This window comes from Rhodoplanes sp. P11, from assembly GCF_964266735.1.
GTDB lineage: Bacteria > Pseudomonadota > Alphaproteobacteria > Rhizobiales > Xanthobacteraceae > Rhodoplanes > Rhodoplanes serenus.
The window spans coordinates 202,676-215,419 of sequence record NZ_CAXWGY010000017.1 but is presented as its reverse complement, the minus strand read 5'-3'; the positions used below and the strand labels follow the sequence as shown (position 1 = coordinate 215,419).

12 protein-coding genes are annotated in these 12,744 nt (G+C 70.3%); 4 read left to right on the top strand and 8 right to left on the bottom strand.

The genetic code is table 11. The features are described from left to right. Nucleotides 1–62: 62 nt before the first annotated feature. Nucleotides 63–2,123 carry a phenylacetic acid degradation bifunctional protein PaaZ gene (gene paaZ / locus ACFQUV_RS15525; RefSeq protein ID WP_129607913.1) on the bottom strand — a complete coding sequence of 687 codons (2,061 nt, stop codon included), beginning with the start codon at nucleotides 2,121–2,123 and terminating at the stop codon, nucleotides 63–65. A 167-nt stretch (nucleotides 2,124–2,290) separates the two neighbouring features. Between paaZ and paaG the strand changes: the two genes are divergently transcribed. Genes paaG through paaK form a run of 3 tightly spaced genes read left to right on the top strand, consistent with a single transcriptional unit; the run spans nucleotide 2,291 to nucleotide 4,904 of the window. After that, nucleotides 2,291–3,073 carry a 2-(1,2-epoxy-1,2-dihydrophenyl)acetyl-CoA isomerase PaaG gene (gene paaG / locus ACFQUV_RS15520; RefSeq protein WP_129607912.1) on the top strand — a complete coding sequence of 261 codons (783 nt, stop codon included), beginning with the start codon at nucleotides 2,291–2,293 and terminating at the stop codon, nucleotides 3,071–3,073. Beyond that, entirely contained in the window at nucleotides 3,070–3,546 is a 477-nt protein-coding gene (gene paaI / locus ACFQUV_RS15515) for a hydroxyphenylacetyl-CoA thioesterase PaaI (RefSeq protein ID WP_165363784.1), read from the top strand. The genes paaG and paaI overlap by 4 nt, the downstream gene beginning before the upstream one ends. A 26-nt stretch (nucleotides 3,547–3,572) precedes the next feature. Beyond that, nucleotides 3,573–4,904 (top strand): phenylacetate--CoA ligase PaaK, encoded by a 1,332-nt coding sequence (gene paaK / locus ACFQUV_RS15510; protein WP_129607925.1) that lies wholly within the window; start codon nucleotides 3,573–3,575, stop codon nucleotides 4,902–4,904. A 277-nt stretch (nucleotides 4,905–5,181) separates the two neighbouring features. Here the strand turns inward: paaK and paaE are convergent, their stop codons facing one another. From paaE to ACFQUV_RS15475, 7 genes are all read right to left on the bottom strand, one after another. Beyond that, nucleotides 5,182–6,339, bottom strand: coding sequence for a 1,2-phenylacetyl-CoA epoxidase subunit PaaE (paaE, locus tag ACFQUV_RS15505; RefSeq protein ID WP_129607911.1), 1,158 nt, complete (start codon nucleotides 6,337–6,339; stop codon nucleotides 5,182–5,184). A gap of 8 nt (nucleotides 6,340–6,347) precedes the next feature. Further along, a complete protein-coding gene (paaD, locus tag ACFQUV_RS15500) occupies nucleotides 6,348–6,848 on the bottom strand; it encodes a 1,2-phenylacetyl-CoA epoxidase subunit PaaD (RefSeq protein ID WP_129607924.1) in 501 nt (166 codons plus the stop codon). Continuing rightward, the gene (gene paaC, locus ACFQUV_RS15495) at nucleotides 6,842–7,612 is read right to left on the bottom strand and encodes a 1,2-phenylacetyl-CoA epoxidase subunit PaaC (protein WP_129607910.1); all 771 of its coding nucleotides are present in this window, start codon (nucleotides 7,610–7,612) and stop codon (nucleotides 6,842–6,844) included. The genes paaD and paaC overlap by 7 nt, the downstream gene beginning before the upstream one ends. Before the next feature lie 216 nt (nucleotides 7,613–7,828). Continuing rightward, entirely contained in the window at nucleotides 7,829–8,131 is a 303-nt protein-coding gene (gene paaB, locus ACFQUV_RS15490; protein WP_155480935.1) for a 1,2-phenylacetyl-CoA epoxidase subunit PaaB, read from the bottom strand. 157 nt (nucleotides 8,132–8,288) lie between these two features. After that, on the bottom strand, nucleotides 8,289–9,290 hold the full coding sequence (paaA, locus tag ACFQUV_RS15485) for a 1,2-phenylacetyl-CoA epoxidase subunit PaaA (RefSeq protein WP_129607909.1): 1,002 nt from the start codon (nucleotides 9,288–9,290) through the stop codon (nucleotides 8,289–8,291). 192 nt (nucleotides 9,291–9,482) lie between these two features. Further along, nucleotides 9,483–10,418, bottom strand: a complete 936-nt coding sequence (paaX, locus tag ACFQUV_RS15480; protein WP_129607908.1) for a phenylacetic acid degradation operon negative regulatory protein PaaX — start codon at nucleotides 10,416–10,418, stop codon at nucleotides 9,483–9,485. Further along, nucleotides 10,415–11,098, bottom strand: a complete 684-nt coding sequence (locus ACFQUV_RS15475; protein ID WP_129607907.1) for a TetR/AcrR family transcriptional regulator — start codon at nucleotides 11,096–11,098, stop codon at nucleotides 10,415–10,417. Before ACFQUV_RS15475 ends, paaX begins: the two co-directional genes overlap by 4 nt. A 435-nt stretch (nucleotides 11,099–11,533) precedes the next feature. Between ACFQUV_RS15475 and ACFQUV_RS15470 the strand changes: the two genes are divergently transcribed. After that, a complete protein-coding gene (locus tag ACFQUV_RS15470; protein WP_129607906.1) occupies nucleotides 11,534–12,715 on the top strand; it encodes an ABC transporter substrate-binding protein in 1,182 nt (393 codons plus the stop codon). Nucleotides 12,716–12,744 lie beyond the last annotated feature (29 nt).

Below are 12,744 nucleotides of genomic sequence, written 5' to 3'. Positions count from 1 at the left end.
CATTCGTAGGCACGGCCGGGCGCCGAGACGTCCGCGCAGGCCACGGGGGTCGCGGCGGAACGTCAGGCCGCGGCGGCGTCGCCGTTTGCGGTGCGGCGGGCGCTCATGGTGAGGAGGTCGTAACGCGCGACCGTCTCGCCGTCCTGGTTGAACACCTCGACGTCCCACCGCACCTCGCCGTACTCGGCCTTCCGGGCCGGCCGCTTCTCCTTGACGGTGAGGCGCACCCGGATGGCGTCGCCGGGCGACACCGGCTTGAGGAAGCGCAGATTGTCGAGCCCGTAATTGGCGAGCAGCGGCCCCGGCGCCGGATCGACGAACAAGCCGGCCGCGAACGACAGGATCAGGTAGCCGTGGGCGACCCGGCCGGGGAAGAACGGGTTGGCCTTCGCGGCCGCCTCGTCCATGTGGGCGTAGAAGGCATCGCCGGTGAAGTCGGCGAAGTGCTCGATGTCGGCGAGCGTGACGGTGCGCGACGGCGTCTCCACGGTGTCGCCGACCGCGAGGGCGTCGTAGTCGCGGCGGAAGGGATGAACGGTGGCGCCCGGTGCCGGCGCGCCCTTGGTCCAGCGCCGCGTCAGCGCCGCGAGGCGCGCCGGCGAGCCCTGCAACGCGGTGCGCTGCATGTAGTGGAAGACGCCGCGCAGGCCGCCCATCTCCTCGCCGCCGCCGGCCCGGCCCGGTCCGCCATGGACGAGCCCCGGCAGCGGCGAGCCGTGGCCGGTCGACTCCTTGGCGCAGTCGCGATCGACGATCAGCACACGACCGTGCCACGGCGCGATGCCGTGGACGAGCGCGTCGGCGACCCGGTCGTCATGGGTGAACACCGAGGCGACCAGGCTGCCCTCGCCCTTGGCGACGATCTCGACGGCGTCGTCCAGCGTGTCGTAGGGCATGACCGTGGCCACCGGCCCGAACGGCTCGACCGCATGCACCCGCGTCGCCGTCAGCGGATCGGCACAGCGCAGCAGCACCGGCGCCATGAAGGCGCCGGTCTCGGGATCGCCGCCGAGCGGGGTGGCGTGCGCGGGGTCGCCCGCGACGATCTCGGCCTCGGCTGCGAGCGCCGCCACTGCGTCGCGCACCGCGGCGCGCTGCGCCAGCGAGGCGAGCGGCCCCATGCGGACATCGTCGCGGCGCGGATCGCCGACCGTGGTCTCGGCGAGCTTGCGGGCGATCGCCTGCGTCACCGCGGGCTCGATGGCGCGCGGCACGACGACGCGGCGGATGGCGGTGCACTTCTGCCCCGCCTTGACGGTCATCTCGCGCACCACCTCCTTGACGAACAGGTCCAGCTCCGGCGTGCCTTCGGTCGCGTCCGGCCCCAGCACGGCGGCGTTGAGCGAGTCGCGCTCGGCGATGAAGCGCACCGCGTTGCGGCCGATCGTCGGATGGTTGCGCAGCCGCTCCGAGGTGTCGGCCGAGCCGGTGAAGGACACGACGTCCTGGCCGCCGAGATGATCGAGCAGATCGCCGGCGGAACCGCAGATGAACTGCAACGCGCCCTTCGGCAGCACGTCGGCCTCGACGATCAGCCGCACCAGCGCCTCCGCCACATAGGCGGTGGCGGTCGCCGGCTTGGTGATCACCGGCACGCCGGCCAGGATGGTCGGCGCCAGCTTTTCCAGCAGGCCCCAGCACGGAAAGTTGAAGGCGTTGATGTGGACCGCGACGCCGGCCAGCGGCGTCAGCACATGCAGGCCGACGAAGGAGCCGCCGCGCGACAGCGCCTCGGTGTCGCCCTCGATGACGAAGCGCTCGGCCGGTAGCTCGCGCCGGCCGCGCGACGCATACGCGAACAGCGTGCCGATGCCGCCGTCGACGTCGATCAGATTGTCGCGCTTGGTCGCGCCGGTGTCGGCCGCGAGCGCATAGAGCCGGTCCTTGCGCTCCGACAGGAAGGCGGCCAGCGCCTTGAGCCGGTCGGCGCGGTCATGGAACGTCGAGGCCCGCAGAGCGGGACCGCCGACCGTGCGCGCATGCCGCACCGCGTCGGCGAAGTCGACGCCGTCGCTCGACGCGCGGGCGACCGGGCGGCCGTCGACAGCGCTCGGGATCTCGGCGAGACCATGCGCCGGCGTGACCCAGCGGTCCTGCACATAGCTCTCCAGGGTCGGGATCATGGGGTCTCCTCCTGCGGGCGCGGTATTGTGGTTGACGGGCGCGGTCGCTGTGGCGTTGACAAGCGCGCCCCGTGCGCTAGATTGGTTGAAAGATTAACCGATCGATCGGTTAATTCAAGAGGCCCGCGGCGAGCATCGCGCCGGCGGACCCAGTGAGGGAGAGGCCCGTGGAGTCTTCGGTTCTCGTGGATCGCCGCGAGGGATGGGTGGTGCTCACCCTCAATCGGCCCGACCGGCTCAACTCGTTCAACGAAGACATGCACGGCCGTCTCGCCGAGGCGCTGGACGCGGCGGCGGCCGACGACGGCTGCCGGGCCGTGCTGCTGACCGGGGCCGGGCGTGGCTTCTGCGCCGGGCAGGACCTCTCGGACCGGGCCGGCGGGGTCGCCGATCTCGGCGCCGCCATCGAGACCCGCTACAATCCGCTGGTGCGGCGGCTGCGCGGCCTGCGCAAGCCGGTGGTGTGCGCCGTCAACGGTGTCGCGGCGGGTGCGGGCGCCAATGTGGCGCTCGCCTGCGACATCGTGCTGGCAGCGCGCTCCGCCAAGTTCATCCAGGCGTTCGCCAAGATCGGGCTGGTGCCGGACTCGGGCGGCACCTTCACGCTGCCACGCCTGATCGGCGACGCGCGGGCGCGCGCCCTGGCCATGCTGGCCGAGCCGGTGACGGCCGAGCAGGCGGAAGCCTGGGGAATGATCTGGAAGGTCGTCGACGACGCGGCGCTGCGCCCCGAGGCCGAAAAGCTGACCGCGCATCTCGCCACCCAGCCGACCGCCGGGCTGGCGCTGATCAAGGAGGCGATGAACGCCTCGGCCCACAACGATCTCGACACCCAGCTCGATCTCGAGCGCGACCTCCAGCGCAAGGCCGGCGCGACGCCGGACTACGCCGAGGGTGTCCAGGCGTTTCTGAAGAAGCGCGCGCCTCGCTTCACCGGGAGGCCGTCGTGACCGCCGCCCCGCCCCCCGTCCGCTCGCCCGAGGAGACCGCGCGGCTCGCCGCCGAGACCATGTGGGCGAGCGATGCCGCCTGCCGCAATCTCGGCATCGCGATCCTCGCGGTCGGCCCCGGCACCGCGACGCTCGCCCTGACGGTGACCGACACGATGGTCAACGGCCACGACATCGCGCACGGCGGCTACCTGTTCACGCTCGCCGACTCGGCCTTCGCGTATGCCTGCAACTCCTATGGCCTCACCACGGTGGCGTCGCACGGCAGCATCACCTTCATCCGGCCGGGCCGGCGTGGCGACCGTCTGGTCGCCACCGCCCGCGAGGTGTCGCGCTCGGCCCGCTCCGGCCTGTACGACGCGCAGATCCGTGTCGGCGACGTGGTGATCGCCGAGTTCCGCGGCCATTCCCGCACCGTCGGCGGCTCCTTCATCGACGGCGGCGACCCCGCATCCGAAACGCCCACGCCCTGACGAGAACGAGTGGAGGACCGATGACCATGGCACCCCCGGCCGCCGCGTTCGACCGCAAGATCGTCGACGGGCTCGACGCCGTCGAGCGCGCCTCGCGTGACCAAATCCAGGCGCTGCAACGCGAGCGGCTCGCCTGGTCGCTCCGCCACGCCTACGAGAACGTGCCGTTCTACCGGAAGACGTTCGACGAGGCTGGGCTGCATCCGTCGGACTTCCGCGAGCTGTCCGATCTCGCGAAGTTCCCGTTCACGATGAAGAACGATCTGCGCGACAACTACCCGTTCGGCTTGTTTGCTGTTCCTCGGGAGAAGCTGGCGCGCGTTCACGGCTCGTCCGGCACCACCGGCAAGCCGATCGTGGTCGGCTACACCCAGGCCGATGTCGACATGTGGGCCGACGTGATGGCGCGCTCGATCCGCGCCGCCGGCGTGCGGCCCGGCATGATGGTGCACGTCGCCTACGGCTACGGCCTGTTCACCGGCGGGCTCGGGGCCCATTACGGCGCCGAGCGGCTCGGCTGCACCGTGGTGCCGATGTCGGGCGGCATGACCGAGCGCCAGGTGCAGCTCATCCACGACTTCCGCCCCGACGCCATCATGGTGACGCCGAGCTACATGCTGACGATCCTGGACGGCTTCGCGGCGGCGGGGCTCGATCCGCGCGAGTCGTCGCTCCGCTTCGGCATCTTCGGCGCCGAGCCGTGGACCAACGCCATGCGCGAGGAGATCGAGCGCGCCTTCGGGCTCGACGCCACCGACATCTACGGGCTGTCCGAGGTGATCGGTCCGGGCGTCGCCCAGGAGTGCGTCGAGACCAAGGACGGGCTGCACATCTGGGAGGACCATTTCCTCCCCGAGATCATCGACCCGACGACCGGCGCGGTGCTGCCGGACGGCGAGAAGGGCGAGCTGGTGTTCACCTCGCTCACCAAGGAGGCGTTCCCGATCATCCGCTACCGCACCCGCGATCTCACCCGGCTGATGCCGGGCACGGCGCGGCCCGGCATGCGGCGGATGGAGAAGGTGACGGGGCGCTCCGACGACATGATCAACCTGCGCGGCGTCAACGTCTTCCCGACCCAGATCGAGGAGATCCTGCTGGCCACCCCGTTCTGCTCCGGCCACTATCAGATCGAGCTGACCCGCGACGGCCGCCTCGACGAGATGACAGTGCATGCCGAGGTGCGCGAGGATCGCGTCGTCGGCCTCGATCGCGAGGCGAGCGCCAAGGAGCTCGTCCGGCACATCAAGAACATGATCGGCGTGACGACGCGGCTGGTGCTGCATCCGCCCGGCGGCGTCGAGCGCACCGTGGTGGGCAAGGCCAAGCGCATCGTCGACCATCGGCCGAAGGGATAGGTCCGCCAAAGCCCCGTGTCCCGGGCGCGGTGCAGGCGACGCGAAGAAGCAAACCGTGTCGATGCCGAAGCCCTCTCCCCGCCTGCGGGGAGAGGGTGGCTCGCCGCGAAGCGGCGAGACGGGTGAGGGGGCGGTGCAACGAGTCGTATCGTCGTGATGTGGGAAGCGTCCCCTCACCCCACGTCCGCGCCGAACGCGCGAACGTCGACTCCGGATCAAGTCCGGGGCAGGCTCTCCCCGCGCGGCGGGGATAGGTGCAGCGGGCTTGCTCCGCCGCTCACACCTGGTCGTAGTCGATCACCACCGTCGGCGAGGTCGGGCGGGCCTGGCAGGTGAGCACGTAGCCGGCCTTCAGCTCCCACGGCTCCAGCGCGTAATTGACTGCCATCTCGACGGTGCCCTCCACCACCTTGGCCCGGCAGGTGGAGCACATGCCGCCCTTGCAGGCGAACGGCAGGTCGAGGCCGGCGCGCAGCGCGGCGTCGACGATCGCCTCGCCTTCGGCGACCGGCACCTCGCGGCGCTTACCGTCGACGATCAGCGACGCCATGTGGGCCGGCGGCGCGTCGGGCGCGACCGGCGCCGGCGGCCGCGGCCGGCCGCCGAGCGCCGAGACGAAGCGCTCGACGTGGATGCGATCGTCGGCGATGCCGAGCGCTTGCAGCGTCGGCACCAGCTCCTCGATCATCGCGGTCGGGCCGCACACGAAGGCGTGGTCGATCGCCGCCGCCGGCACCATGGTCGACAACAGGCGGCGCACCTTGTCGGCATCGAGCCGGCCGTTGAGCACGTCGAGATCCTGCTCCTCGCGGCTGAGCACGTGGAACAGCGATAGACGACCGAGATGGCGGTCCTTCAGCTCCTCCAGCTCCTCCAGGAACAGCATGTCGACGGTGGAGCGGTTGCCGTAGAACAGGAAGAAGCGGCTCGCCGGCTCGCGCGCCAGCACGCCGCGCAGGATCGAGATCACCGGCGTAATGCCGGAGCCGGCCGCGAAGGCGACGTGCAGGCGGCCGTCGCCCGGCTTGTGGGCGAGACCGAAGCGCCCGGTCGGCGTCATCACGTCGATCACGTCGCCCGCCTTCAGGGTGTCGTTGATCCAGCACGACAACAGGCCGTTCTCCACGCGCTTCACCGCGATGCGCAGCTCGCCGCTCTCGGGCGCCGTGCAGATCGAGTAGGAGCGCCGCACCTCCTCGCCGTCGAGGGTGGTGCGCAGCGTCAGATACTGGCCCGGCTCGAACGTGTAATCGGCGACGAGAGGAGGCGGCACCACGAAGGCGACCGAGACGGCGTCCGCCGTCTCGCGCCGCACATCGGCGACCGTCAGCGCATGGAAGCGGGGGGCGTGGCCTTCGGTGCGCCCTTCCTCTCCCCGCTGGCGGGGAGAGGGAGAGGCGCCGTGCGAGGTCCGCTCGTCGTGCTCGATCGTCATCCCTCACCTCAATGGCATTTGAAATAGTCGAAGGGCTCGCGGCAGGCGTGGCAGCGCCACAGCGCCTTGCAGGCGGTGGAGCCGAACTCGGCGATCGCCGTCGTGTCGGTCGATCCGCAGTGCGGGCAGGCGACCTCGTCGACCCCGAACAAAGCGCGACGGCCGGCGCCCTTCGGTGGCGGCGCGATGCCGTAGGCGCGCAGCTTGTCGCGGCCCTCGTCGGTCATCCAGTCGGTGGTCCAGGCCGGCGACAGCACGGTGGCGACCTTCGGTCGGCCGAGCCCCGCCTTCTCCAGCGCGATCTCGATCTCGGTGGCGATCATGCTCATCGCCGGGCAGCCGCAATAGGTCGGCGTGATGTCGATCTCGATGCCGGACGGTCCCACCCGCACGTCGCGCAGCACGCCGAGATCCGCGATGGTGAGCACCGGGATCTCGGGGTCCGGCACCGCGCCGGCGATGCGGCGGGCCGCCTCGCGCAGATCGTCGGGATGGGGCGCCGTCACCAGGTCGCTCCGGGAATCGTGCGCTGCATGTATTGCAGCTCGGTGAGCAGATGGCCGAGATGCTCGCTGTGGCGGCCGCTGCGGCCGCCCTTCTGCATGTAGCCGTCCGCCGGCATCGTCAGGGTCGCGCGGCCGAGCACGTCGGCGACGGTGGCGCGCCAGGTGTCGCGCAGCGACGCGGGATCGACCGCGATGCCGGCCTCGATCAGCGAGTCGTCGACCGAGTCGGTCTCGAACAGCTCGCCCGTGTAGGGCCACAGCATCGTCAGCGCGCGGGCGGTGCGCTCGTGACTCTCGGGCGTGCCGTCGCCGAGCCGCACCACCCATTCGGCCGAGTGCCGCAGATGATAGGCCATCTCCTTCTCGGCCTTGGCGGCGATCGCGGCGAGCGTCGCGTCACGCGACGACATCATCGCCCGCCAGTACGGGTCCGCATAGGCGGCGTAGAGGAGCTGACGCACCATGGTGACGGCGAAGTCGCCGTTCGGCTGCTCGACCAGCAGGAGATTGCGATAGGCGCGCTCGTCGCGTCGGTAGGCGAGCGCGTCCTCGTCGTGGCCGGCGGCCTCCGCCTCGCCCGCATAGGTGTAGAGCGCGCGCGCTTGGCCGATCAGGTCGAGGCCCATGTTGGCGAGCGCCATCTCCTCTTCCATCATCGGCGCCTTGCCGCACCACTCGGAGAGCCGATGGCCGAGCACCAGCGCATCGTCGGCGCGGCGCAGCACGTAGGTGACGAGCGGGGTTTCGGTGACGCGGATGCTGGTCATGGGCGCCTCGATGTGACTGCGGCCGGATGGTCACGATCTTCTGCGCCTCTCCCCGCGGGCGGGAGAGGCCGACGTTCGCGCCTTGGGCGCGGACGTCGGGTGAGGGGGGCGTTTCAATTCGCGACGAGGTTCGTCACCCCTCACCCGGAGCCCTCGCTACGCTCGGCCTCCGACCTCTCCCCGCATGCGGGGAGAGGTGAAGGGGCCGCGGCCCGCTCACATGTGCCCGACCTCGTCGGGGATCTCGTAGAAGGTCGGATGCCGGTAGATCTTCGAGGCGGTGGGCTCGAACATCATGCCCTTCTCGGCCGGGTCGGAGGCCGTGATGGCGGCCGACGGCACCACCCAGATCGACAAGCCCTCGCCGCGCCGCGTGTAGAGATCGCGCGCGGCCTGCAACGCCAGCGTCGCGTCGGGCGCGTGCAGCGAGCCGACATGCTTGTGGGCGAGGCCGTTGCGGGCCCGGATGAAGACTTCCCACAGTGGGATTGCTGCTTCCGTCCTGGTGGGTTCGGTCAAGGCAGTCTCCTCGGGCGTTTCCTGAATGTGTTATCCGGCCACCAGTCGTTCCGGACGCCGAGCGGAGCAAGGCGATCCGGAGTCCAGCCGCAGGCCCGGCGCTCGGGGCTTGCTTCCGGGTCCGGCGCGCTGCGCCGGCCCGGAACGACGGCCTGCGTCACGCCGCCGTGGCCACCGCCGCCTTGCGGCGCGAGTTCTTATCGGCGAAGGCGCGGGCGGCCTCGCGCACCCAGGCGCCGTCCTCTTCGGTCTTGCGGCGGCGCTCCAGGCGCTGGGTGTTGCAGGGGCCGTTGCCGGCGACGACCTGCTTGAACTCGTCCCAATCGATGGCGCCATGCACCCAGTGGCCGGTCGCCTCGTCGAAGCGCAGCTCGGGGTCCGGCACGGTGAGGCCGAGGAAATGGGCCTGCGGCACCGTCGCATCGACGAACTTCCGCCGCAGCTCGTCATTGGTGAACCGCTTGATCTTCCAGCGCGTCGAGGTGTCGGTGTGCTGGCTCGCGGAATCGGGCGGGCCGAACATCATCAGGCACGGCCACCACCAGCGGTTCAGCGCGTCCTGTGCCATCTCCTTCTGCTCGGCGGTGCCGCGGCAGAGCGTCAGCATGATCTCGTAGCCCTGCCGCTGGTGGAAAGACTCCTCCTTGCAGACGCGGATCATGGCGCGCGCATACGGCCCGTAGGAGCAGCGGCACAGCGGGATCTGATTCATGATGGCGGCGCCGTCGACCAGCCAGCCGATGGCGCCGATGTCGGCCCAGGTGAGCGTCGGGTAGTTGAAGATCGACGAGTACTTGGCCTTGCCGGCGAGAAGCTGGTCGACCATCTCCTCGCGCGACACGCCGAGCGTCTCGGCCGCGGCGTAGAGATAGAGGCCGTGGCCGCACTCGTCCTGCACCTTGGCAAGCAGCGCCGCCTTGCGGCGCAGCGAGGGCGCGCGGGTGATCCAGTTGCCCTCCGGCTGCATGCCGATGATCTCGGAATGGGCGTGCTGGGAGATCTGGCGCACCAGGGTGCGGCGGTACGCCTCCGGCATCCAGTCGTTCGGCTCGATCCGCTCCTCGGCGTCAATGCGCTCCTGGAAGCGTTGCAGCAGCGCGGCGTCTTCGAGCTGGCGCTCGTTGGTGTCCACTCCGCTGGCGAGGCCCTGCGTGTACATGCGCGTCTCCCGGGGGTCGGAGGATTTGCTCCTCACAATCATTGTCAGAAAATATATGTAACAGGAATCGGGATTGCAACGATGATCTGTAACATGTCCGTGCGCTGTGTGGTGCCCTGGTGGGTGATCGATACCCGATAAGGCGCTTGTGATGTCAGGTTCGGCGGCCGAAAGCGTGTCGTCTCTATCGACTTAATCGCGAAACCGCCGCAGCACCGCGGCGCCGCGTCGCAGCGGCGCGCCGCCGTCGTCGATGGCGTGGGCATCGAGCCAGCGCTCCGACGGCTCCAGCAGATCGGTGTAGAGGCCGGCGCACAGGCTGCGCGCCGCGCGGCCCGGCCAGTCGGCGGGCAGCAGCTCGGCCGGCAGCACCGGATCGCGCAGCACCACGCGGCGGTACTCGTGGACGAGCAGGATGCGCGCCACCATGGCGTCGATCTCGTTCGGCACGGCGCCGGCATCCAGCGCGGCACGCAGCGGCCCGAAGGTCTCCAGGAACCGCGCATAGCCGTCCGCGATGGCGTCGAGCGGCCAGCTCCGCGCCGCCAGATCGCGCAGCGCCTCGGCACCGCCCGTCGCCTGGAGCGCGACGACACCGTTCGCCGCATCGGGAATCGGCACGCCGGCGGCCACGAAGACGCCCGGCAGCGGCGAGCCGAAGCCGGCCGCTTCGAGCACGGCGCGGGCGGCATCGCGCTCGGGTCCGTTGCTCAGCAGCACCAGCCCGAGATGGCCGGCGAAGCGCGGCGGCCGCAGCGTGTAGATTTGCCGGGTCGCCGCCTCGAAGGTGGCGCGGCCCTTCTCGGCGAGCCGGTAGAAGCTGTTGCGGCCGACCTTGTGGCGCTCCAGCCAGCCGTCGGCGGCGAGCCGCGACATCGCGGTGCGCACCACGCCGTCGCCGATGTCGAGCGCCTGGAAGAAGGCCAGCAGGGTCCCGAGCCAGACGCTGCCGCCGCGCGGCACGATGGCGTCGCCGTAGATGGTGACGATGAGCGACCAGGTGCGCGACGGCTCCTGACGGAGCTGGTCGAGGATCGGCGCGAGCGCGCCGCGGGGCAGCCTCCGCCCCCGCTCCGGCGTGCCGCGCGGCCGGCGGGCCGTCGTCTTGGTGGCGCGCGGCGGACTCATGCGCCGCGGGCGCGGCGTGTCCGCGCGGTCCGAGCTGTTACGGCGGATGCCGGCGCGGCAACCGACGCGGTCCCCGGCGCCACCGCAGCGGCCGCCTCGGCGGCGCCGGCCGTCACCAGCCGAGTGACCAGGCGGGCATAGTCGGCGCGATCGAGGCCCTTGCCGGGGCGGAACCACAGGTAATGCCAGTTGAGCATGCCGAACAGCGACATGGTCATCGGCTTGAGCAGCGGGCCGTGGCCGACCGCCGGCACCGCGGCGGCGATCGCCTCGGAGAACACGCCGACCAGCACCCGCTCCATGGCGCGAAGCTGCTCCTGCTTGTCGGCGGGAAGGAGCTTGAGGTTGGCGATCTGCACCTGATGCTCGGCGTCGGCGTCGCGATACGCCTCGAGCAGCGCCGCCGCGAGCGACTGGAGCCGCGTGTCCGGATCGGCCTCGATCCGCGCGGCCGCCTCCACCGCCGTGATCAGCGTCTGGAGGTGCGCCGACAGGATGTCGAACAGCACCGCCTCCTTGTCGGGGTAGTAGTGATAGAGAAGCGCCTTGGAGACGCCGCAGGCGGCCGCGATCATGGTGATCGAGGTGCCCGAATAGCCGTGCTGCGCGAACAGCTCGGCGGCGCGATGCAGGATCGCGAGACGCTTGGCGTCGTAGTCCTGGGCGCGCGTGCGAGCCATCCGAAGTTTCCACTCCCCTTGCGGGCGGCCGGCCTGTTGCGCCGTCACCCTGCCGATCGTCATACATTAACCGGATGGTCGATCAACGAAAAGTCTCGGCGAGACACCTGTCGAGGCTGGGAGCATGCTTTCGGTCGTCGCTGCGGCGGCCGCCGGCCGTTCTGATCGCCAGAACGCGCCGACGAAGGTCGCTCTCGGCTTGGAGAGGCCCCGTCGCTAGAGTGGCCCGTCGTCGTCCGGCTCGCCGCGCTGCTCGGCCCGGCGGGTCGGCCTGCGACGAAACGGCCGTCCCGTCGGGACGCACGAAATCATTGACCAATCGTTCGGTTAATCTTAGGCTTCATTCCATCAGCGTTCCGGTGCCCGCGCCGGCACGGTCTTCAGAAGGCGGATCAACCGCCTCGTCGACGCCTCGACCTTGGGAGAAAACGCCAGATGCCACAGACCGCCGGGTCTCGGGGGCTGCGTGCCGCAGCCGTCGCCACCTTCGCCGCGCTCGCCACGATCACCGTGCCGACCGGCCCGAGCCATGCCGCCGATCCGATCCGGATCGGCTCCGTCGTCTCCGCCACCGGCCCCGCCTCGTTCCTCGGCGATCCGGAGCAGAAGACGCTCAAGCTCTATGTCGATCAGCTCAACAAGAAGGGCGGCGTGCTCGGCCGGCCGATCGAGCTGGTGCTCTACGACGACGGCGGCGACGCCAACAAGGCGCGCACCTTCGCGACCCGCCTGATCGAGGACGACAAGGTGGTCGCCATGGTGGGCGGCACCACCACCGGCACCACCATGGCGATGATCCCGGTGTTCGAGGACGCCAAGGTGCCGTTCATCTCGCTCGCCGGCGCCATCGAGATCGTCGAGCCGGTGCGCGCCTACGTGTTCAAGACGCCGCACACCGACAAGACCGCCTGCCAGAAGATCTTCGAGGACATGAAGGCGCGCGGCCTCACCAAGATCGGCATGATCTCGGGCACCGACGGCTTCGGCAAGTCGATGCGGGCGCAGTGCCTCAAGGTGGTCGGCGACTACGGCATCACGGTCGCGATCGACGAGAGCTACGGCCCGACCGACGCCGACATGACGCCGCAACTCAACAAGATCAAGAACACCGCGGGCGTGCAGGCGGTGCTCAACCCGGGGTTCGGCCAGGGGCCGGCGATCGTCACCCGCAACTACGCCCAGCTCGGCATCGGCCTGCCGCTCTACCAGTCGCACGGCGTCGCCTCGAAGAGCTTCGTGGATCTGGCCGGCCCCGCCGCCGAGGGCGTGCGCCTGCCGGCGCCGGCGCTCCTCATCGCCGACAAGCTCGCCGACACCGACCCGCAGAAGGCGGTCGTGACCGAATATAAGAAGTCCTACGAGACGGCGACCGGCCAGCCGGTGTCGACCTTCGGGGGCTACGGCTTCGACGGCATCCAGATTCTGGTCAAGGCGATCGAGCAGGCGAAGTCGACCGACTCGCAGAAGATCCGCGACGCTATCGAAGCCACCAAGGGCTATGTCGGCGCCACCGGCCTCTACACCATGTCGCCGACCGATCACCTCGGGCTGGGCACCGAGTCGTTCCGCATGCTCGAGATCCGCGGTGGCGACTGGGTTCCGCAGGAGAAGAAGTGATCTGAAAGACGTCCGTCTCACGTCGGGCG

Bases quoted from the DNA above. Each gene is read 5' to 3' on its own strand.
- paaC (WP_129607910.1), bottom strand. From the start codon at position 7,612: ATGACCAGCATCCGCGTCACCGAAACCCCGCTCGTCACCTACGTGCTG.
- paaZ (WP_129607913.1), bottom strand. From the start codon at position 2,123: ATGATCCCGACCCTGGAGAGCTATGTGCAGGACCGCTGGGTCACGCCG.
- paaE (WP_129607911.1), bottom strand. From the start codon at position 6,339: ATGACGATCGAGCACGACGAGCGGACCTCGCACGGCGCCTCTCCCTCT.
- paaA (WP_129607909.1), bottom strand. From the start codon at position 9,290: ATGTACACGCAGGGCCTCGCCAGCGGAGTGGACACCAACGAGCGCCAG.
- ACFQUV_RS15470 (WP_129607906.1), top strand. From the start codon at position 11,534: ATGCCACAGACCGCCGGGTCTCGGGGGCTGCGTGCCGCAGCCGTCGCC.
- paaX (WP_129607908.1), bottom strand. From the start codon at position 10,418: ATGAGTCCGCCGCGCGCCACCAAGACGACGGCCCGCCGGCCGCGCGGC.
- paaK (WP_129607925.1), top strand. From the start codon at position 3,573: ATGGCACCCCCGGCCGCCGCGTTCGACCGCAAGATCGTCGACGGGCTC.
- ACFQUV_RS15475 (WP_129607907.1), bottom strand. From the start codon at position 11,098: ATGGCTCGCACGCGCGCCCAGGACTACGACGCCAAGCGTCTCGCGATC.